Origin of the sequence: Aneurinibacillus soli, from assembly GCF_002355375.1 — a bacterium.
Lineage (GTDB): Bacteria > Bacillota > Bacilli > Aneurinibacillales > Aneurinibacillaceae > Aneurinibacillus > Aneurinibacillus soli.
Window position 1 is genome coordinate 2,143,445 of sequence record NZ_AP017312.1, and the last position, 21,335, is coordinate 2,164,779.

Below are 21,335 nucleotides of genomic sequence, written 5' to 3' on the forward strand. Positions count from 1 at the left end.
GAAAAAATCAATTATGTAAATTCACTACATAATATGTAAATTTATGATAAATTCATTAAAAAAGGGGGAGCTGAATTGAGGGAAATATTCGCAATAATTTTATTAGGTGTTTTTTTAGTAACAGCTGGATGTACTTCATTTAATAAAACGAGTGGAAAAGAGATAAAAAGCGAAGCTGAGGTTAATCAAAAGAAAACTGAAAAAAATAGTCCAGTAAATACTTCTATTGGTAGAGAACATGACTTTACCTATCTTGAACAATTACCAAACGATAAAGTAGAAAAGTACAACCAATTTCTAAAAGATGGCGATGTTACTCACTTAACAGATTTCACACCAGAACAGATTGTCTTAATATATATGAACTTAGTATTGAGACAGGATGTTGATAAAATATATCTACTGACTTATGATAATGGGCAACTTCCATCTCTTGCTACATTTGAAAACAAATACGATCAGTATTTGTCGCAGCATTTGACTGACAACTATTTGAAATATAGATTTTATGATTCAATTTCAGTAGATGAGAAAACAAGGAAAAAGGAAGACGTTGCGGTTCAAATCAAAATTATTTATGGAAGTATAACAGAAGTCATGATTTACGGACTAAAGAAAGAGAAAAATGTTTGGGAAATGGACTTATATCATTTGGTAGGGAAATAATAGACAATTAATTTTATGTGACTTACACAACTAACAGGGGCATTGGTTTAAGAAGATTGGGAGAACCTTTGTAAATAGAGGTTCTCCTATATTTCATCAAAATATCAACATTAACATTTAACACAGCCTTTTTAAAGATAGCTGTTTTAGTTTTCTTTGAAATCAATAGATACAGCCAGGATCGCAGGAAAGGCATTAGGGAAGATTTTGCGCTACTTCTTTTTTAACTACTTCTTGCATCTGAATGGCCAATTACTACTGTTGCAGCGAGAAGAGCTGTGACTACGAGCATTGAGGAAACTTTCTTAAATATGATAATTCCTCCCTGATTATGCAGTTTTATAGGACTGCGAAAAATAATAGACAATTTTCGACAAAATGATACTTTTTATCCTGCTGACTTTCTGCACATATGTATTATTTGCACTTTATTCCATTTGTTTTGTGATATATGATAAAAATAACAAAACAAGGAAATGGGGGATAGCGGATGAAAGCTACTGGTGTTGTACGTAAGGTGGACGAGCTGGGGCGTGTGGTGCTCCCAATTGAATTGCGACGAACAATGGGGATTGTAGAAAAAGACGGTTTGGAGATTTTTGTCGAAGGGGAGAAGGTAATTTTACGAAAATACCAACCAGCATGCGTATTCTGTGATTCTGTAGAAGGCGTGACATCCTTCAAAGGTAAATTAGTGTGCAAGAGCTGCCAAGATGAATTGGCTAAAGTAAAAGCGTAGAATATAATAAAAAAGCCTGACATCATCATCCCTTATGGATAGTGTATCAGGCTTTTATTTTTGTATAATACAAATTATCGGATGCGCCCCCCTCCTATATTTGCTAAAATAAGTAAAAAGGAGAGGGTCAGATGAAAAAGGTTATTATATGGTTTATAAGTACGATTTTTGTACTTTTTATAATTTCTATTGTATTGGGAGCCTCTATAGTATGGAAATGAAATAATAATTCGAAATTACCAACTGACATTATCAAAACCTATATAAAGAAAACCTGATATATTCCCTTATAGGGTAGTATGTCAGGCTTGTTTATTTGGTATAGACTTCCTTTCAGATTTCCTAACTATTTTTTGGTTTGGGAATTATCCTCAACCTATTGCTGTTACTCGGTTAGATACGTTTTGGTTTTATGAAGATGTATACAGGCTTTTGCAAGTTGAATATCACAAATCACAACCTTTGCATGGGAGCTACTTCCTTTGAATTGGCACAGTGTAATTTTGTGTCGGTTGTACAGGCTGATATATAAATTCCAAATTTTATAATCGTATTGATCGCGAAAACTGCAGGAGCAGGAAAGCAAACACTTTATCGCTGGTGGCCAAACAAAGCATCCATTGTACTGGAGGCTGTGAGAGAACGGTGTCAATTAGAAATTCCAGTTCCTGAACTCGGTTCTGTTAAGCAGGATTTATTGGAGTACATCGGAAATACTTGCAGGCTGCTCAACGGATCAACAGGGAAAATTATTGCGGCCCTTATAGCTGAGGCTCAATTTGATGATGAGTTCTCTTTACTGCTTGATAAAGAATTCATCTCTACACGCAGAGAGGCACTCATCTCTATACTTAAAAGAGGAATAGAGCAGGGGGAAATAAATGACTGTAAAAATCTGAATGTTCTATCTGATTTTTGTTATGGTGCTATTTGGTATAGACTTTTAAACCGTCATGCACCATTAGATGATGAGTTTGTTCAGCATATCGTAGAAATCTTGGTTTCATAATAAATGAAGGAGAGATGTGTGAAATGATCGTATTATCGTTTTATTACAAACAGGGTATTGCATTTAACGAAGATTATTATTACAAGCATCATATTCCTTTGGTTAAAAGTGAAGTTTTCAAAATGGGTGTATGTAAGTATGAGGTAAAAAAGTTTGTAACATCTGCAGATGGATCAGTCCCACCCTATCAGTTTTCATTCAGCTTACACTTCCATTCTCAGAAGCAATTGGACGAATTCTTTTCTAATCCGAAACTTAAAGATTTACAAAACGACGTTGCAAACTATTATGATGGTAATCCAGACGTCTTTGTTGAGGAAGTAACTATCCAAGAAGATAAACCTGTGTAAAACTATGCTAAAGATGGGGATGGGATTGTTATGTTTATAGTTCATGTCTCGATTAAGGTTAAAGAGGAACACATTGCTACTTTTAAGGAGGCTACAATTGAGAATGCAGAAAGAAGTCTAAATGAGACAGGGATAGCCAGGTTTGACGTTATACAGCAGCAGGATGACCTAACTGAATTTTTGTTAGTAGAGGTATATTATACACCTGAAGATCAGTTGAAACACAGAGAAACGGAACACTTCAAAAAATGGCGGGCTACTATAACTGATTTGATCGCTGAGCCTTACCAATTTGTAAAGTATGACAACGTTTTTCCTGATGAGTTAGGTTGGGGTGTTAGAGCCTAAAGCCAAACCCTGAAGGAGAAAGAAGTAGCAAAGCAAAAAATAAGACCACATTCACGAAGGTGGCTTTGAGCATGATACAAAAAGGAATAGAGCATCACAAAAAACAGACACCAGGATTTTTGTGATTTTATTTTCACAAAGAACTCAAACAATCCCCATAAGTGGTCTAAAAATACTTCACAAATTTGCCGTACGATGATAAGCGTACATATGAGTTGTGAGGGGGACAAATCGTGAAGGGATTACGTAAAATTAGTAGTTTAATATTGGCGGTAAGTGTATGTGCTTCGCTTAGTGTGGCAGCTGTACCTGTGCAACAGGTAGATGCAGCACCAAAGTCGACAGTAGCGCCGAAGATCACATTGGCACCACAGGAACCGGCAGCAGATGAGAAATGCGCAATGTGCAAAATGACTGTCTATCCAAAAGATCATAAGATGGGAGCTTTCACATCACAATTGGTAACAGCAGATGACAAACGCGTGTTTTTTGATGACATGGGCTGCATGCTGAACTTCAAGCGCCTGCAGAGTAAGCCGACGAAAGCAGGCTGGGTGCGCGATCATGACACAAAAGAATGGGTTGCGTATTCCAAAGCGGTGCTCGTTGATGCCGATATCGAGACACCAATGGGATTTGGCGTTGCTACATTTGCTTCCAAAGCAAGAGCTCAGACATTTATGCAGAAAAACCCGCAGCTTCATGGGAATTTGATGACGTGGGAAGAAGCGACGGCAATCGCCAAGAAAAAGTATGAAATGAAAAAGAAAATGAATATGTAGGACTGCGGAGTGATCCGCTCTGCCGAGGCTGCTTGCAACGTGATATCGTGACGTTTGCAAGCAGCCTCTGTTTTCTTGGTGTAGGTTTTCTCCAAAGTGTGGTGGAGGAGCGGGATCGGGCGGAGCCTCGTCACTTCGGTACGCTCGCTGCGGAGTAGGGGCTGTCCGCTTCAGGTACCAGGCGAACTCGCCCACAAAGGGGCTCGCGATGTATGTCAGAAGAAGCATTGTGGGCAAAAGCCCGTTCGCCTGACCCCTTCCGCTGGGGAGGCGCGTACAGGCGTTCCGTTGCCCCGCCCGATCCCGCTTCTGACACCGTTTGGATGAAAAACCTCAGGCATAATCAAGAGGTTGAGCTTTGCCATGCAGCTAAAAAATTAAAAAGCGGCCTTTCAAAAAGTCAGTCGCGATCGGGCAAATCTATTCTGGCGCCGAGTGGTTTTTTGTAAACCAAAACGTTGTGCGGGGAGTGGGAGAAGGGATAAGTAAGAGAGCGCCTGTACGCGCCTGCTCAGCGCAGGGAGAACAGCGAACGGGCCTTTGCCCGCAACACTTCGGTGAATCAACATCGTGGGTCCTCTTTTGCGAGCGAGTTCGCTGGGCTCCCGGAGCGGACAGTCATTGCTTCCCCGCAAGCGTACCGAAGCGAACGGATTATTCTTTCTCCCACTCCCTCACCACCACACGTTGTCGATATTACGAAAAGCTGTCCTGTCCGCCATGTTCTTACACCAGAGCAGTCGGGAGGAGAGTATAGTATAGTAGAGAAGGAAGAATGAGGGGTGCGGTTAGGAGGAGTGAACCATGCATATTGCAATTGCCGGAGGAAGCGGATTTATTGGAGCGCATCTGGTGAAAAATTGGCGAAAGCAAGGGAATCAAGTAACCGTCATTTCCCGCAGTTGCGCAAAAGTGCGGAGTGAATTGCCGCTGACAGATTGCGTCACATGGGACGAGCTTGCGGCACAGCCGGATCGTCTGGACGGTGTGGATGCGATCGTAAATATGGCCGGGGAGTCGATTCACAGCGGGCGCTGGACGAATGAGCGTAAGCAGCGCATTTTGTTATCGCGTGTGGATACGACACAAAAAATCGCCGCACTTGTGGAAGAGATGAACCGGAAGCCGTCTGTCGTGATCAACGGATCAGCGATCGGTGTGTACGGCATGTCAGATGAAGCGCGGTTCGATGAAGACAGCCTGGCTGCGGGCAGTGATTTTCTGGCGCATGTGAGCGGACAGTGGGAAGCGGAGGCGGATCGCATTCCGGTCGAGCGACTTGTTAAAATCCGCACGGGAGTGGTGCTCGGTGTGGAGGGAGGAGCGTTTCCGAAGATGGCAGAACCATATAAGCTGTTTGCAGGCGGGCGGATCGGCAGTGGCCGCCAGTGGCTGTCGTGGATTCATATCGACGATTATGTGCGGCTGCTTGATTTTTGTTTACATACTCAAAACGTGAGCGGAGTTGTGAATGCGACTGCGCCACATCCGGTTACGAATGACGAATTTGGCAGGGCGCTCGGACAGGCGTTGCGGCGGCCCCATTTGATTCCGGTCCCGGCATTTGTGCTCAAATTACTGTTCGGCGAAATGGCCGAGCTTTTGTTGAGCGGTCAGCATGTGGCACCGACGCGGGCGCTTGCTGCCGGGTTTACGTTCAAGTATCCATCGGTTAAGCTTGCGGTGCAGGATTTGGTGAGCAAAATGTGAGCTTGGTCGGTTGGAGCTGTCCAACGTGTAGTGGAGGAGCGGAGAAGGAAGTCGCTTTGTCACTTGGTTACGCTCTGCGGGGAAGTAGGGACTGTCCGCTTCAGGAGGCAGGCGAACTCGCCCACAAAAGAAGTCCACGATGTACGTACATAGAAGTATTGTGGGCAAAAGCCCGTTCGTCTACCACCTTCCGCTGGGCGAGCGCGTAAAAGCGTTCCATAGCGCCTTCCTTCTCCGCTCCTGCCGATAGTTAGGCAGTCAACGCTCAAGCACAAGTTTTGTACGGCTTCGCGTAACAGGTTGTTTTAATTTTTTTGAATCTCAACTTTGTTTGGGAGGAGAGAAGCAAGAGAGCGTCTGTACGCTTTTTACCTAGCGGAAGGAGAACGACGAACGGGCCTTTGCCCGCAACACTTCTGTGAAGAAAACATCGTGGGGCCTCTTTTGCGGGCGAGTTCGCCGGGCTCCTGGAGCGGACAGTTTAGACCTCCCTGCCAAGCGTACCTGAGCGAACGGCTTCTCTCCCTCCCACCACCAAAGTCGCGTGATTCCCCAAAAAGCACAAACTCAACAGTAGCTTTTTGTTGCCGCTTCCCCTCTTACTTATGGTATGCTTTTGCAAGCAGGAACTTTTCCAAAAGGTAAGGGGGGGGACTGAGTGAAATACCGCAGGCTTGGGAATTCCGGTCTCAAAATTAGTGAGATCGGGCTTGGCAGCTGGCTGACATACGGCGGAACAGTACAGGACGCTGTAGCAGAATCGTGCATCGATAAGGCGTATGAGCTGGGCGTTAATTTTTTTGATACAGCCAACGTATACCGCCGTGGCGAAGCAGAAGTAGTCGTCGGCAAAGCCTTGAAAAAATACGCGCGTGAATCATACGTACTGGCGACCAAAGCATTTTGGCCCATGGGAGATGGTCCGAATGATCGGGGTTTGTCACGCAAACATATTTTTGAACAGGTGCATGCGTCACTTCGTCGCCTTGATGTAGAGTACATCGACCTGTGGCAATGTCACCGCTATGACCCGGAAACACCGCTTGAAGAAACGCTGCGTGCCATTGATGACCTGATTACGCAGGGTAAAATTTTATACGCGGGTGTATCCGAATGGTCCGCTGTGAACATTCGTGAGGCACTGCATATCGCGGAAGTAAAAAACCTCGACCGTATTATTTCGAACCAGCCACAGTATAGCATGTTGCAGCGTTATATCGAAAAAGACGTGCTTCCGTTATGCAAACGCGAAGGAATCGGGCAAGTGGTCTGGTCTCCGCTTGCGCAAGGTGTGCTGACAGGCAAATACAAAAAAGGCGAGCCATTCCCGGCAGGAAGTCGTGCTACAGACGACGAGACAAGACGATTGATGGGCCGTCTGTTGAAAGATGAGAATCTGGATAAAGTTGAGCGTCTATCCCGCATTGCCCAAGAAAAAGACTGCACAATCGCACAGCTTGCGCTTGCATGGGTATTGCGGGAGCCGAATGTAGCGAGTGTGATTATTGGCGCAAGTCGCCCAGATCAAGTCGAGGAAAACGTGAAAGCAATTGATGTGGAACTGACAGCAGATGACATCGATCGTATTGAACAAATTTTGCAAGGATAAGAGAGGAGCATGTACGTGTCTACTCCAGAAGACAAAAAAGGTTTTACATTTGAGCCGTTTATCGGCATCGTTGAAGCGGGCAAAATCCGTGAGCTCACACGAGCAATCGGGGATGAGAATCCGCTCTATCAGCATGAAGAAGTGGCTAAAGAAGAAGGATTGGACGGGATTCCGATTCCGCCGACATTCGCCGAAGCGATCGACATGTGGAATGGCCCGAGCTTTGAAGACTTGATGGATCAGCTTGATATCGATCTGAAGAAGCTTTTGCACGGTGAGCAGGAATATGAGTATCTCGCACCAGTGTATGCAGGTGATACCCTGCACGCAAAGACGCGTGTAACCGATGTGAAAACAAAACGGAACGGCATGGCGCTCTACAAGCTTGAGACTACATACCACAATCAACGGGGCGAACATGTGATGAATGCAAACATGATGCTCGTGAAAACGCCATAGGAGGAATGAATCGATGAAGCCTTATTTGCTTGCCCATCCAGAAACAGAAATCGGCACAGCTCTTCCGGCACTTGTGAAGCCAGAAGTTACCCGCATGCAGCTTATCAAATTCGCCGGTGCATCCGGCGATTTCAACCCGATCCATACCGTTGAATCCGTTGGTCAGGAAGCGGGCCTTGGCGGGGTTATCGCGCATGGCATGCTTATTATGGGCTTTGCTGGCCAGGCAGTGGAGACGTGGGTGCCGCGTGCCGCACTTAAAAAGTTTGGCGTACGTTTCTCAGCCATTACCCGCCCGGGGGACTCGATTGAAGTGCGTGGTGAGCTTTCGTCGAAGGAAGAAACCGAAGCCGGCACACTGGTGAAAATCAAAGTGCAGGCGGTCGACCAAAAAGGCGAAGTGAAACTCAAAGGCACATGCGAGGCGTTGTTGCCACGTATCTAATAGAACGAAAATAAATTCTGGATGCCCCTGTCTCGCGTATAGCGTACAGGGGCTATTTTTTGGTGTTCTCTCTTCTTTCCAGTAATCTACTATACATATTCCCAGCCCTTTGCTATACAGTCAAACTATGAGAAAAAAACTGATTTTGATTGCACTGATTGGTAGTTTGCTAGGGGGAGACGCGTGGGCACAGAGCCAGGAGGAGGCGCTGCCGTTCACAGACATAGGAGACAGCTACGCCCGTACATACATTACTGAGCTGCATGAGAAAGGCATGATAGACGGAGTCGGAAACCAGATGTATGAACCGCACAGTCCGGTAACGCGGGCAGCGTTTGTGACGATGCTGATGCGGGTGATGAAGAAGGAGGCGACACCAGGTGGCATTCCTTCTTTTAAGGATGTGCCGCCATCGTCTTGGCCGTACGGTTGGGTGCAGGCGGCGGTCTATACGAATACAGTAAGTGGGGTAGCCCCTGGTCAATTTGCGTCGGATCAGTCTGTGACCCGACAGGAAGCCGCTACTTTGCTAGCACGTGCGCTTACGCTCGTACATGCTGGAGATACAGCAACAGCATCTGTACCGTTTACTGACGGATATGCTGTGGCTAACTGGGCACGCGGGTCGGTTGCTGCTGTGCAGAAGCAAGGAATCATGACAGGAGATAACGGATATTTCCGCCCGGCAGACACGCTGACGCGGGAAGAGCTTGCTGTACTCATGCACAAGGTGCTTGCGCAGGAAACATCAGCTCAGCCAGTAACGTCTGTGATGCCGATTCATCTCGGCTGGCAGTATGATATTTCTAATGATGAGTACAAAACGCGTGTTACAGCAAGCGGAATGGTTAACACGTTATCGCCGCGCTGGTTTTTCCTTGATGCGGAGGGAGCCGGAAGTTATGGAGTAGATGAATCGCTCATTCGCTTTGCGAAAGATAACAACAAGCAGATGTGGCCGCTTGTGGGAAATCGCTTTAACGGGGAGAATACGCATAAGCAGTTGTCAGATGAAGGCAAGCGGGGAGCGCTTGTCCGCCAGCTGGCCGGATATGCACGGACGTATGGATTGGCTGGACTTAATATTGATTTTGAAAACATAGATCCGGCAGACCGCACCTATTTTACGGCCTTTATTCGAGAGTTAGGTACGGAATTGCACCGGGACGGACGCAAGCTTTCTGTGGATGTGCCACCTGATCTCGGTACAGACTGGAGCGATCCGTATGACTTTGCAGAGCTTGCGCGTTATGCGGACTATCTTGTTGTTATGGCGTACAATGAGCACTGGAGCGAAGGCAGACAAATCGGATCTAATGCTTCTCTTCCATGGGTGCGTTCTCATGTCGAAAAGCTGCTCAAAATAGTGCCGCGTGACCGCCTGATTGTAGCCCTTCCTCTGTATACGATGCAGTGGGAGCAGACGGGGAAAGGGATAAGTGCACAGGAAATCAGCCAGGCCGCTTCCCTGGAGCAGGCACAAAAGTCCGGTGCTCGACCTGTATGGGATGCATCGGCAGCGCAGTATATGGTTCGCATTCCACACAATGGAACAGTCCAATCCATGTGGCTTGAGGACTCCCGTTCCCTTTCAGCCAAGTATGAAGCGATGCGTACGCTCGGCGTGGCAGGAGTTGCTTTCTGGTATATTGGTGGGGAAGAAAACAACATTTGGCCTGCCCTGCGCAATGCCCGGAACTAAAAATAAAAAGCCAGTTTGTGAGAGGAACCCTCAGCAGACTGGTTTTTTGTTTTCCAAATGTTACAATAAAAATCAGGTAGAGGTTATACAACCATCTGTCGGCAGAGAACTTGCTTGAATTCTTTTTTTAGTTTCGGATCGATTGTTGCCTCCTGCATAATCTGCTCGTACGCACAGCGCATGGAATACCAGGAAGCGGCATGTAACGTTTCATCAGCGGACTTTATATGAGTAATATAGTGACGTACAGCTTGATTGGTCAGCGGATGGCTGAGCATTTCATTCGTAATGTAGACGACCCGGTGCTTTTGTTGATCGCGGTAGACAAGGTAGGAGAATCCCAGGACAATGGTGAACAACATAGACAGGCAGAGAAATGCCATCATGGGGCACCTTCTTTCATTAAATTGGTTCTATTCATAGCGATGCCACCTTACGATAGAAAATATACGTATGCTATTTTTTATTCAGGCGTTACTAATCGAGTACATACTTTTGAGTTTACGTAAATTTAATTATGTAAACTTACAGATCGTTGCTATCCGTGACTGTTCCGATCGTGCGACCGTACATATTTATGAAAGAAAAGAAAAAAGAGTGGCTCGGGCTACGCGTCCGTTGCAGATGGAAAAAGAGAGGAGGGCCGTGAATGAAACGAGCGGGGCTATTTTTTTTGGTACTGTTTATTTTGGGGGGAGTGGGCTATAGCCTTACAAGGATCGAAGAGCGGAATGCTATGGTGAAACCACCTGATGCTGAGAAATCGGACCATCTGGCTGCTGACGACAGAATTAGAGAAGGAATGCAGGCACCGGATTTTGAACTGTACAAGCTAGACGGTCAGAAGGTCAAGTTGTCAGCATTGCGCGGTCACCCGTTGCTGGTCATGTTCTGGAGCACGCAGTCTCCGACATGTGCAGACGAGATGCCTGCGCTAGTGTCTTTCTATGAAAGTCACCGCCTGTCAGGGCTTGAAGTACTGACTGTAAATGTAACGAAAACCGAGAGCTCAGTCGAGGATGTGAAGGCGTTCGCCACGAAATACAAGCTTCCGTTCCCTGTGCTGCTTGATCCTGAAATGAAAGCACAGGAAGCGTATCAGGTTGCTATTATTCCGACGAGTTTTTTGCTGGATAAAAAAGGTGTGATCCGTAAAATATTTCAAGAGCCACTCACAGTCGAAACCCTTGAGAAAACCGGTTACTAACAAAAAGATAGTAACAATTTCTCAAACCTGTTATGCTTAAGAAGACACACAATTTTCACAGGAAGAAGGGAACGCAGTGCAGTGGATGTTTTATGCGCTTTTGTTATGCACAAGTTTGTTATGGGGCGGGAATTTTGTCGCAGGCAAGTTTCTTGTTGGCCATGCAGGACCGCTTGTGCTGACGGAGATGCGCTGGGTAGTGGCACTTATTTGTCTGGCGCCGCTTGTCTGGTTCCGGGAGCGGAAGCTTTTGCCGCCGCGTGCGGCATTGTGGCCGCTGTTCTGGATGGGGGTAACAGGAGTTGTCCTGTTTAACTGGTTTATGTTTATGGCGCTTGAGCGCACATCAGCAGGGAATGTAGGTCTTCTGTCTGCGCTCAATCCAGTATCGATTGCAGTTGTTTCGTTCTTTTTGTTACGGGAAAAAATGAGCCCAAGACAGCTGACCGGGATGATCATTTCGCTTACAGGTGTACTGGTCGTCATCTCGCGCGGGCATTTTGCGACGCTTTTGCAGTTGAAATTTAATGTGGGAGACTTATTTATGCTAGGTGCGGTCGCAAGCTGGGGCTTCTATTCCGTTGCTGGGAAAAAGGCGATGCAGTATGTTTCACCTTATATGTCCACGTTATGGGCGGGTGTGTTCGGTTCGCTTATACTTGTGCCGTTCATTCTGCCGTCCCCAGCGATTACAGCACCTGATACGGCATTCTGGATTGCGACTGCTTATGTGAGCATTGGGGCTACGGTTATTGCAATGTTATTCTGGAACATCGGCGTCCAGAAAGTTGGGGGAACGAAATCCGGCATTTTTCTTAATTTTAATCCTATCTTCACAGCCATTCTTTCTTTTTTATTTCTAGGCGAGCGGATGACCGCAGTGCAATTGATTGGGACGATACTTGTTATAAGTGGGGTCTATTTGTTCACGACACTTTCGGCGCAGACGCGTGCAGCGATGCGGACAAAAGCAGGAGAGGTACGTTAGAGAATGAATAGACTGCATGAGAAATGGGGAGGGGAGTAGTTTGCAAGCACAAGTTAATCAGACCTCAACAGGTCAGATCTCGAAACAACCCGCAGTTTCTGCGACAGTGTACACGATTTTGTTTTCCATCAGTCTTGTACATTTGTTGAATGACTCTATAACTGCTGCCATTCCTGCGATGTTTCCAGTATTGAAAGAGTCATTGCATTTAAGCTTTGCCCAGGTAGGGATGATTGGTTTTGTTTTAAATATCACTTCTACGGTCTTGCAACCGCTTATTGGTAATTTTACGGACTCTAAACCGCAGCCTAAATTGTTGCCAATTGGAGTTCTGTTCTCTCTTATAGGTGTCATCGCTCTGGCAATGGCATCACAATTTATGAGCACGATATTTGCGGTCATGTTGATTGGGGTTGGTTCGGCAGTGCTGCACCCCGAATCCTCCCGTGTAGCTTTTTTAGCGGCTGGGGGGAAACGTGGACTTGCTCAAAGTATATTTCAAACTGGAGGAAATATTGGGCAATCGCTGGCTCCGCTTCTAGTAATGTTGTTATTTGTTCCATTGGGACAACAAGGGGCATTCTGGTTTATTCCGATCTTCATACTGGCGCTAGCTGTACAGTTTCGAGTAGCGAAATGGTATGGTCAGCATTATAAACCTAAACAAAAAGGTGGACAAACAAAAAGGGTTAGTGCTTTACCACAATCAAAAATCATAATTGGACTAGCAGTTCTTACGATGTTGATTTTTTCAAAGTCGATTTATACAGCAGGAATGACGAACTTTTATGCGTTTTATCTCATTCAGCACTTCGGGATTTCTGTTAAGGAATCTCAGCTATATTTGTTTATGATGCTTGCTGCGGGTACAGTAGGAACGTTCTGCGGTGGTCCATTGGCTGACCGATTTGGACGAAAAGCTATCATTTGGTTTTCTATTTTAGGGGCAGCACCATTTGCTCTGCTCTTGCCGTATGTAAGTTTATTCTGGTCAGGAGTATTTAGTTTGGCTATTGGCTTTATTTTATTCCTATCGATGTCGGTTATTATCGTGTATGCGCAGGAACTTGTGCCGGGGAAAGTTGGCATGATTTCAGGCTTGTTTTTTGGCCTTTCATTTGGTCTGGCTGGCATTGCTTCAGCAGGACTTGGGTATATTGCAGACCATACGAGTATTGAGTACATTATGCATGTTTGTGCGTACTTGCCGTTACTTGGTTTACTGACAGTATTTCTACCAAAAACAAACTAGACTATGAGAACGAAAAAGAGCCAGCAGGGGATAGCTGGCTCTTTTATCACCTGGGCAATACTATGCACCAAAAACCCCCGTGATTAGCACGGGGGTTTTTGGTATATAGCTATGGCTTCAGAATGTAAAAACGAATAATCGGCCCTTCCTGTACAGGCTCGCATAACAAAACGTAGCCCATCCGTTTCGCTTCCTCTGGCACTGCCTGAAATGACTGCGGACAATCTGCGATTATCTCTAGTATTTCGCCTGATGCAAGCTTTTCCAGGACATCGAGGCTGTATACAACCGGATAGGGGCAAGGTTCTCCTTCTAGATTCAATGTATACGTGGGGATAATTTGATTTCCGTTCATTATGATAGCTCCTTCATTTCTACGTTTGCTTGCATAAGTACAGCTTGACCTTTTTGATTTGCTTTATATCGGACATGCTTTTCCCAATAAGAAGCGAAGGCATACCAGAGAAGCATTAGACCTACCGTACTAAGAATCGCGCCGCTCCAGCCTAATTCGGAGACAAGATTAATTTTTGGATATGGTTTTACGAGAGAGGCAAATAATCCCCAATGATCCCAGCCCCAGGCAAGAATCCCGGCTCCTATAATATTGCCGATACCGACAATAACGAACTGAATCTGTCCCTCCATCGCCCGATACATCCAACCGGTTTCACATCCTCCGGCAATAACGATACCAAAGCCGAACAGCAAACCACCGATGAGTGCTCCCGGACCGGCCCATGCAATTTTTTGTGGAACCCCGAGATAAATAATGACAGCTGTACAAAGAGTAGCGGCAATAATGCCGAGTGCTAGTGCTTTGGCCATTGTCCCTCTGCCGGTAACCCACAAATCACGGAACGCAGACGTAAAACAAATTTGTCCTCGCTGAATGAGCAGACCAAACGCAACACCAAATATACCGGCCAGCCCTAATTTGGAATGCCCGCCGGAAATTTCCCATACAATAAGGCCGATGGAAATGCAAAAAACAAGTAAGCCGATAACTGGCTGTACCCGCGATCTGCTTGACTGCATGTTTCTTGTACCCGGAGAGGCTTTCTCCAGGCGCGGTTTTCCACGCAAAAGCGGATGAAGTGCTGCTTTTACCCCTACATAGCTTCCTGTTGCCATCCCGAGCATGAACAGCCATGCGTGGAACGAAAATTGGGGGATTCCTGTAAAGAAAGAAGCAAGATTACACCCCATAGCCAGACGTGCACCGAATCCGGCAATCATGCCGCCGACGAGACCTTGTACGATCCGTCTTTTCTGGTGCGGAAATCGCAGCTTAAAGTTTCCACCTAGCAGTGCACTCATTAAGGCACCGAGAAGCATCCCACTTACGACCCAGCCATCGACCCGATCAAGTGGACTGCCCTGGAATTTCATAATTTTCATGTAGCTCAACTGGTGCGGATCAAAGCCAAACCAGGACATAATATGCCCGGCAAGGCGGGTAAACTCGCCTGTAACAGCCCAATATGTCTGGGTGATCCCGAAGTAGAGCGCACTGAGTACCCCCGCAATAACCGTAACAAGAACTGGATTCCAGAACTTATCGAAAAGCTTGTGGTAAAGCGATGTAATAGATGAAAGCATATGTACCTGTGAACCTCCTGTATAAATTCCCTTTATGTCTCAAGTTTATTATATCATAGCAAGTCCAATGCCCTACTTATTCGACCCTTTTTCCTTGCTTTAATCCCTCCTGCTGGCTCTTTTCGATATATTCTTCTCAATAATTATGAGAAGCTTTTATTTTTCTGACTTTCAAGTGCTTCAGTTGCGCCACAATAATAAAGCTAATCACAACAAGCAAAAACCATGAACTGATTTTTCCAATGTGAACAAGCTGCCAGGCCTCTCGTTGATTTGGATATTGCCATGCCCCGAAAAAAGTGGCAATGTTTTCAGCAATCCAGATGAAAAAGCCAATCAGAAAAAACGAAAGCACCAGCGGCATTTTGTAGGTAGCTTGCTGTAAAGAGAATTGTACAGAGGTGCGAAAAAAGACAATGAATAATAACGCGGTTAAGACCCAGCGAAAATCATACACATAGTGGTGTGTGAAAAAGTTAAGATAGATCATTCCTCCGAGTGCTACGGTCCATACAGCGCTTGGCCATCCATGCACTTGCAGGCGCAGTCTCCGCCACGATTGACACATATAGCTGGCTACGCTGGCATACATAAACCCACTATACAGGGGAACCCCCATCACCTTTGTCCAGGCAGGTTCCGGATAAGACCAGGAAGCTGTATGTACTTTATAGATTTCGAGCGCCAGTCCGATCAGATGAAAAACAGAAATTACTTTTAGTTCATCCTTTGTTTCGAGACCTGTGTTATACATCACATATTGAATGAGAAGGCAGATAAGCAGAATGAAATCATAGCGATACAAACCTGGAACATGGAGCACCTTTGAAAGCGCAAGGGTTAAAAAAATAGAAACGGGAAAAATACAGGACATGGCCTGTTGATAAGCAAAGTCATATAATTGCCGTAAATATACCACTTTTTCTCCTCTCACCCAAAAGATTGTTTTTTCTAAAAAATACCATGAATCTTGTATTGATACAAGTAGAAGGAAAAAGCGATCCTTATTTCAATTTTTTAATCATGTTGTACCAAGTGACTCCGCCATGCCCAGAGTTTGAAATACCTTTGTTGAGATATCCAAAGTTTTCATAGAAGCCAACTAAGTCCTCTTTACAAGTGAGTGTAATCGTTTCACGGTTTTTAACTCTTGCTTCTTTTTCAAAATGCTTGAGTAATGTTGCTGCCAAGCCGCGTTTTTGGAAATGCGGGGACACCGCTAATCCTAAAATACTTTGATGGCCGCCAGACGCTGGATTTACCTTTATATCACTAAATAAGTCATCTGTAATGTACACTGTTTCAATGACGGGTCCATTAACTAAACCTACAAGTACACCATCTTTTTCAGCTACAAAAAAACTATCCGGAATGAATTGAATACGCTTTTCAAGCGCTTTTTTCGTCGCAGCCTCTTCTTTTGGAAAGCAAAGATGTTCAATGACTACAAGTTCAGGTAAATCTTCCATTTTTACATTTCGTATTTTCAACATACACATCATCCTCCAAAATTGAACCATACCCTCATTTTGTTTAAGAATGAAGAACGTTATTATACTAACAGGAATCGATAGTGCAATTATACCTCTTTCTTAAAATTTCCGCTTTTCCCTTTAAACTCGATATTCCTAGTATGAAATTAATTTTAATAGTAAATTTAAATGATATTTGTTATCATTTATTTAAAGATAGTAAGAAGGATGATACACCCTAAAATTTCATACATACGTATCTAGGTGCCCTTCTATAAAAAAGGGGTAACAGGGAATCGGGTGAAAGTCCCGAGCGGTCCCGCCACTGTAACCGAGGAGTTCTCTTTCATGTATGCCACTCAAATATTGGGGAAGGCGATTGAGTTCGATGATCCGAAAGCCAGGAGACCTACCTAGATGGTATTGCCAGAACAGCCTTCGAGGAAAGGAGAGGTATATAAGGTACAGCAAATAGTGCTCTGCTATTTTGGTACTTTTATACTCACCCCCGATCTGTTAGATCGGGGGTGTTATTGTCTAACGGTAAAAAAGAAAAAGGGAGGATTTTTAATGGAAAGTATATCTCTATTATTCTTTGTATTCGTATTAGGGCTTCGCCATGGATTGGATGCTGATCATCTTGCCTGTATCGATGGATTAACGCGTTATAATTGGCGTATGGGGACTTCGATCTCTCGTTGGGTAGGAACACTATTCTCTTTTGGGCATGGATTTGTAGTAGCCGTTGTAGGAATTACGCTTGCTTTATTTAGTAAAAATTTTACGTTTCCTGATTACTTTGACACAGTAGTGACATGGGTATCGATTATTTCTTTATTCCTCATTGGTACATTGAATATCTATAATCTTGTAAGGAAAAAATCAGAAGAAAATGATTTTCAACCGCAGGGTATAAAAGGAAAGTTCCTTCCTAAGTTCGTTAAGGAAACCACCAATCCGTTTTTAATTATTCTTATTGGGGGGATTTTTGCATTAGCTGCTGATACAGTAAGTCAAACGTCTGTATGGGCACTTGCAGCCGGACATTCAGGTAATTATATGCCTTTTATATTAGGCATTACTTTTATGATCGGTATGATGATAACAGATACGATTGATTCACTTGTCGTGTATCGAATGATGACTCAATCAAGTAAGGTAGGGCAATCCGCCTCGCGGATCATGGGGTGGATCATTGTTTTCTTAGCTTATGGGGTTTCCTTCTATGAAGCATTAACGTATTTTAATCCATCGATGGAAGTTGATTTTGAGATGGTAGGTGTAACCATCTTCTTATTCTTAGTCTTATGTTACGCTTGGGTAAGTCTACGAGCAAAATCCGAAAATAAGGCAATAGTTGATCAGACTATCGAGAAATAGTATAGAAATTTATTCGACATACAGTCATCGTAGCTAAGGTCATAAAGAAACTTCCTAAGTAATCAGTAAGCCAGGTAGAGCTTGTTGTTACTGTTGTGTATGACCGGTCAGATTTGGTGTGGGGGCGGACATTTTAATGTCCGCCCCTGGATATTTATACCTTAAATTTGCTAACAATCCCTTGTAATCGTTCCGCCATGTGTGCTAATGCGGCAGAAGAGGAGATGATTTCTTCCATCGACGCAAGTTGCTCCTGGGCGGCTACCGATACGTGTTGCACACTGGCATCGGTTGTCTCCGTAATAGTAGCAATTTTCTCGATGGTTTGTGTGAATTGTGAGGCATTTGTAGATAACTGTGTCGTAGCAGCCGATACTTCCTGAATTTGAGCTGTTACCACATCAACAGAGGACTGAATGTTTTCAAATGCAGTTCCGGCAATGGATACCGTATGCATTCCATTTGCGACTTCGATTGTTCCGTGCTCCATCGCGTGAACGATCTGTTCTGTTTCTTGTTGGATGGTGATAATTTCACGTTCAATTTTTCCAGAAGCTTGTACGGTCTGCTCGGCAAGCTTACGTACCTCGTCAGCTACAACCGCAAATCCGCGTCCAGCGTCACCAGCACGTGCCGCTTCAACGGATGCATTTAGAGCGAGCAAATTTGTCTGTTCGGCAATTTGTTTAATAAAGGTCAGGATGTTGCCGATCTGATGCGAATGCTGATCCAGATTTTGAACCATATCATTCAATTGATGCACGGTTCCGTGAATGGTTTCCATTTGCTGCGCCGCATTTTGAATCGTCTGTTTTCCTTCCTCGGATATCGCAGACGTCTGAAGTGCGGATCGGGAGACTTGTGCTGCATTAGTAGCAATCTGCTGCACGGCTGCGGTCATTTGGTGTACCGTTTGCGCTGTATCATTTGTCTGCTGTGCCTGCTGCTCCGATCCAGCGGCTATACTTTGCATGCGTTCGGTGATGTGTTCGGTAGCTTGTCCGGTATGTTCGGAGCTGGCGCTAAGTTGCTCGGATGACGCCGCTACTTGTTCAGCGATTTCGCGTACTTGCATAATCAATAAGCGAAGCGCACCTGCCATTTGATTAAAAGACCGAGCCACTGCCCCTAATTCATCATCACGGACCACATGTACTTCTTGCGTTACATCACCTTCACTCATTCTTTGTGACGCTTGTACAAGGCTGGTCAATGGTCGTGTAATCGAACGAATCATAAAATACATAAAAATAGAACCGATGACGATATTAAGCAAAATCGTGAGTATTGTTTTGTGAAAAATCGGATTGGCTGCATCCGCCACTTCTTGTTTGTAAAACGTTCCGGCAATTTTCCAGCCCGTCGCAGCATTTGTAGCATAGGCCATCTTTCTTTCTGCCCCGTCGTACATATAACTAAACGTACCGGAAGGAGAGGAAAACATTTGATCCGTTGGCCCGCTAGGTGGTTCCGTACCAGCTTTTAGCGTAGGGTGTACGATGACTTTCCGTGTTTGGTCAAGGATAAATGCATATCCTTTCTTTCCAATCTTTGTTTTATTTACAATTTCCGAAAGCTCTTCTAAGTTAATATCAAATCCAATAACCCCTTGCTGATCACTTGCGGCTTTCGCAATCGTAACGACAATATTGCCTCTTCCTTTATCAACATATGGTGCTGTCACAATGACCTGATTTTTTTGCTTCATTGCCTGTATGTACCAGTCACGCTTTCGCGGATCATAGCCGGCTGGCATGGTATGATGGGGGAAATTAATGTGTTTTCCTGTTGCCATGCCAATGTAGACACTTTGGAGGATCGGCTGGCTTGTTTGATAGTTGTCAAATAGACGATAAAGTTCTGCCTGATGTACGCCGTCTAATTCACTCGCTTTCACATAACGAGCAAGGAAATCAATTTCTGTCTTTTTTCCTTCTATCACTTGATCAATAATTTGATTTAACAAATTTACATTATTTTGGGCGTTCTGCACCATTTGCTCTTCTACGCTTTGTTTGGTCGTTTCATAAGATGTATAGCTGATCCATATGCAAGGGACGATTAGCACAACGGCAAATAGTAAAATCAAGCGTGTTTTTACAGTCATCCCCATGATTTTTCTCCTCATATGTCATCCTCTTTCTTTTTGTAAGTAAGAAAAACCGGGTATACACCCGGTCTCATGCTACACGATATTTGCTTTGTTGGAAGCGGATGGAGATTCATCCCAGCATTCAACATTTTGCAGATTTTCAATGCTGTCTTTATAGAAAACAGGATCTTTCCCCGCTTTTTTCTGTTCCATATAATCATGTAATGCAGCAAAAGCCACTTTTGATAACATAAGAATAGCGACCAGGTTCACTAAAACCATGAGGCCCATGAATAAATCAGCCATATCCCATACAACTTGAACTTTTGCAACTGAACCATATATAATCATGGCTAACACGCTGATTCGATATACAATCAACCATTTTTTACTTGTGTGTAAAAATCGAATATTTGTTTCCCCATAATAATAGTTACCAATTAACGAACCGAATGCAAACAGGAAGACAAAGATAGCAAGAGCGCCTGATGCCCAGGAACCGATGTGTTGACTTAATGCTGCTTGTGTAAGTGCAATACCATTCAGCCCAGGTTGTTTATACGCATCAGAAAGTAAAATAATAAAGGCTGTGCTTGTACAAATAACTAATGTATCTGTCAGTACGCCAAATGCTTGAATAAGTCCTTGTTTTACCGGGTGGCTTGTTGTTGCAGTTGCGGCAACGTTTGGTGCACTACCCATACCTGCTTCATTCGAGAATAATCCCCGTTTAACACCATTCATAAGCGCAGCACCGATTGAACCGCCTGCGAATTGTTGGAAGCCAAATGCATTTTTAACAATAAGAGAAAGAACCTCTGGCATTTTTGTAATGTTTGTCAGTACGACAAATAATGCAACACCAATGTATAATACAGCTAGAATCACAACTTTGTATTCAGCTGCTTGTGCAATACGCTTCACACCGCCGAAAATGATCGCAGCAAAGGCAGCTGTCATAATGAGCCCCAAAGTTAAGCGGTCTGTACCGAATGAATTTTGGAAAGCGATGGTAATGGTGTTTGATTGTACAGAATTAAATACAAGACCGAAAGACAGCGTAATTAAAATGGAGAATAAGACACCCATCCAACGCTTGTTCAAACCTTTTTCCATATAATAGGATGGCCCGCCTCGGAAACCATGTTCATCTTTTACTTTATATACTTGCGCTAACGTACTTTCAACAAAGCTGGATGCCGAGCTAATAAGAGCAATAATCCACATCCAGAATACGGCTCCAGGACCGCCTAATGCAATGGCAATGGCAATTCCAGTGATATTACCTGTTCCAACGCGAGCTGCCATACCAATACAGAACGCTTGAAAAGGTGAAATGTGGTCTTTAGAACCATTTCTTCCTTCCATTAAAACACGAACCATTTCTTTCAACATTCTAAATTGTACAAAACGAGATTTAAATGTGAAATAAAGGCCGAGAGAGATCAGCAGAACAATTAGTAATTTAGACCAGAGAAAATCATTTGTTGCACTCACAACATTTTGTAGCAATTCTTGCATAG

At 44.4% G+C, this 21,335-nt stretch carries 24 protein-coding genes and 1 riboswitch; of the genes, 17 read left to right on the plus strand and 7 right to left on the minus strand.

The window, feature by feature from the left end:
* The first annotated feature begins 75 nt into the window (after window positions 1-75).
* The 13 genes from CB4_RS10825 (at window position 76) to CB4_RS10880 (ending at window position 9,819) form a co-directional block, all read left to right on the plus strand.
* Entirely contained in the window at window positions 76-666 is a 591-nt protein-coding gene (locus tag CB4_RS10825; protein WP_096465808.1) for a hypothetical protein, read from the plus strand.
* A 490-nt stretch (window positions 667-1,156) separates the two neighbouring features.
* Window positions 1,157-1,405: an AbrB/MazE/SpoVT family DNA-binding domain-containing protein gene (locus CB4_RS10830; RefSeq protein WP_096465809.1), complete on the plus strand. Its 249-nt coding sequence runs from the start codon at window positions 1,157-1,159 to the stop codon at window positions 1,403-1,405.
* Window positions 1,406-1,958: 553 nt separating this feature from the next.
* Window positions 1,959-2,414 carry a TetR-like C-terminal domain-containing protein gene (locus tag CB4_RS10835; RefSeq protein ID WP_231955966.1) on the plus strand — a complete coding sequence of 152 codons (456 nt, stop codon included), beginning with the start codon at window positions 1,959-1,961 and terminating at the stop codon, window positions 2,412-2,414.
* Between the two features lie 23 nt (window positions 2,415-2,437).
* Window positions 2,438-2,764: an EthD family reductase gene (locus tag CB4_RS10840; RefSeq protein ID WP_157737932.1), complete on the plus strand. Its 327-nt coding sequence runs from the start codon at window positions 2,438-2,440 to the stop codon at window positions 2,762-2,764.
* Between the two features lie 30 nt (window positions 2,765-2,794).
* On the plus strand, window positions 2,795-3,112 hold the full coding sequence (locus CB4_RS10845; RefSeq protein ID WP_096465812.1) for a putative quinol monooxygenase: 318 nt from the start codon (window positions 2,795-2,797) through the stop codon (window positions 3,110-3,112).
* Window positions 3,113-3,345: 233 nt separating this feature from the next.
* On the plus strand, window positions 3,346-3,894 hold the full coding sequence (locus CB4_RS10850; RefSeq protein ID WP_096465813.1) for a nitrous oxide reductase accessory protein NosL: 549 nt from the start codon (window positions 3,346-3,348) through the stop codon (window positions 3,892-3,894).
* 212 nt (window positions 3,895-4,106) lie between these two features.
* A complete protein-coding gene (locus CB4_RS10855; RefSeq protein ID WP_096465814.1) occupies window positions 4,107-4,343 on the plus strand; it encodes a hypothetical protein in 237 nt (78 codons plus the stop codon).
* 108 nt (window positions 4,344-4,451) lie between these two features.
* Window positions 4,452-4,673 (plus strand): hypothetical protein, encoded by a 222-nt coding sequence (locus CB4_RS21545; protein WP_231955967.1) that lies wholly within the window; start codon window positions 4,452-4,454, stop codon window positions 4,671-4,673.
* A gap of 25 nt (window positions 4,674-4,698) precedes the next feature.
* On the plus strand, window positions 4,699-5,604 hold the full coding sequence (locus CB4_RS10860; RefSeq protein WP_096465815.1) for a TIGR01777 family oxidoreductase: 906 nt from the start codon (window positions 4,699-4,701) through the stop codon (window positions 5,602-5,604).
* 658 nt (window positions 5,605-6,262) lie between these two features.
* Window positions 6,263-7,213, plus strand: a complete 951-nt coding sequence (locus CB4_RS10865) for an aldo/keto reductase family protein (RefSeq protein ID WP_096465816.1) — start codon at window positions 6,263-6,265, stop codon at window positions 7,211-7,213.
* Between the two features lie 15 nt (window positions 7,214-7,228).
* Window positions 7,229-7,672 carry a MaoC family dehydratase N-terminal domain-containing protein gene (locus tag CB4_RS10870; RefSeq protein WP_231955968.1) on the plus strand — a complete coding sequence of 148 codons (444 nt, stop codon included), beginning with the start codon at window positions 7,229-7,231 and terminating at the stop codon, window positions 7,670-7,672.
* Window positions 7,673-7,685: 13 nt separating this feature from the next.
* A complete protein-coding gene (locus CB4_RS10875) occupies window positions 7,686-8,117 on the plus strand; it encodes a MaoC/PaaZ C-terminal domain-containing protein (RefSeq protein WP_096465818.1) in 432 nt (143 codons plus the stop codon).
* Between the two features lie 127 nt (window positions 8,118-8,244).
* Window positions 8,245-9,819 (plus strand): S-layer homology domain-containing protein, encoded by a 1,575-nt coding sequence (locus tag CB4_RS10880; protein WP_096465819.1) that lies wholly within the window; start codon window positions 8,245-8,247, stop codon window positions 9,817-9,819.
* 83 nt (window positions 9,820-9,902) lie between these two features.
* Here CB4_RS10880 and CB4_RS10885 read toward each other — a convergent pair whose 3' ends face one another.
* Window positions 9,903-10,205, minus strand: coding sequence for a hypothetical protein (locus CB4_RS10885; RefSeq protein WP_096465820.1), 303 nt, complete (start codon window positions 10,203-10,205; stop codon window positions 9,903-9,905).
* Between the two features lie 263 nt (window positions 10,206-10,468).
* Here CB4_RS10885 and CB4_RS10890 point away from each other — a divergent pair, with 263 nt between their 5' ends.
* From CB4_RS10890 to CB4_RS10900, 3 genes are all read left to right on the plus strand, one after another.
* Window positions 10,469-11,026: a peroxiredoxin family protein gene (locus CB4_RS10890; RefSeq protein ID WP_096465821.1), complete on the plus strand. Its 558-nt coding sequence runs from the start codon at window positions 10,469-10,471 to the stop codon at window positions 11,024-11,026.
* A 76-nt stretch (window positions 11,027-11,102) separates the two neighbouring features.
* The gene (locus CB4_RS10895) at window positions 11,103-12,014 is read left to right on the plus strand and encodes a DMT family transporter (protein ID WP_373681307.1); all 912 of its coding nucleotides are present in this window, start codon (window positions 11,103-11,105) and stop codon (window positions 12,012-12,014) included.
* A gap of 40 nt (window positions 12,015-12,054) precedes the next feature.
* The gene (locus CB4_RS10900; protein ID WP_231955969.1) at window positions 12,055-13,266 is read left to right on the plus strand and encodes an MFS transporter; all 1,212 of its coding nucleotides are present in this window, start codon (window positions 12,055-12,057) and stop codon (window positions 13,264-13,266) included.
* Window positions 13,267-13,375: 109 nt separating this feature from the next.
* Here the strand turns inward: CB4_RS10900 and yedF are convergent, their stop codons facing one another.
* From yedF to CB4_RS10920, 4 genes are all read right to left on the minus strand, one after another.
* On the minus strand, window positions 13,376-13,621 hold the full coding sequence (yedF, locus tag CB4_RS10905; protein WP_096465823.1) for a sulfurtransferase-like selenium metabolism protein YedF: 246 nt from the start codon (window positions 13,619-13,621) through the stop codon (window positions 13,376-13,378).
* Window positions 13,621-14,868: a selenium metabolism membrane protein YedE/FdhT gene (gene yedE / locus CB4_RS10910; protein WP_096465824.1), complete on the minus strand. Its 1,248-nt coding sequence runs from the start codon at window positions 14,866-14,868 to the stop codon at window positions 13,621-13,623. Before yedE ends, yedF begins: the two co-directional genes overlap by 1 nt.
* Window positions 14,869-15,004: 136 nt before the next feature.
* On the minus strand, window positions 15,005-15,787 hold the full coding sequence (locus CB4_RS10915) for a DUF817 domain-containing protein (RefSeq protein WP_096465825.1): 783 nt from the start codon (window positions 15,785-15,787) through the stop codon (window positions 15,005-15,007).
* A gap of 85 nt (window positions 15,788-15,872) precedes the next feature.
* Window positions 15,873-16,361, minus strand: a complete 489-nt coding sequence (locus CB4_RS10920) for a GNAT family N-acetyltransferase (protein WP_096465826.1) — start codon at window positions 16,359-16,361, stop codon at window positions 15,873-15,875.
* A 223-nt stretch (window positions 16,362-16,584) separates the two neighbouring features.
* Window positions 16,585-16,771: riboswitch (cobalamin riboswitch) on the plus strand.
* Here CB4_RS10920 and CB4_RS10925 point away from each other — a divergent pair.
* Complete coding sequence (locus CB4_RS10925) at window positions 16,758-17,720, plus strand: HoxN/HupN/NixA family nickel/cobalt transporter (protein WP_231955970.1); 963 nt, start codon at window positions 16,758-16,760, stop codon at window positions 17,718-17,720. (Overlaps the previous riboswitch by 14 nt.)
* Before the next feature lie 154 nt (window positions 17,721-17,874).
* Here the strand turns inward: CB4_RS10925 and CB4_RS10930 are convergent, their stop codons facing one another.
* Complete coding sequence (locus tag CB4_RS10930) at window positions 17,875-19,848, minus strand: methyl-accepting chemotaxis protein (protein ID WP_096465828.1); 1,974 nt, start codon at window positions 19,846-19,848, stop codon at window positions 17,875-17,877.
* A gap of 57 nt (window positions 19,849-19,905) precedes the next feature.
* Window positions 19,906-21,333 carry an alanine/glycine:cation symporter family protein gene (locus tag CB4_RS10935; RefSeq protein WP_096465829.1) on the minus strand — a complete coding sequence of 476 codons (1,428 nt, stop codon included), beginning with the start codon at window positions 21,331-21,333 and terminating at the stop codon, window positions 19,906-19,908.
* Window positions 21,334-21,335: the final 2 nt, after the last annotated feature.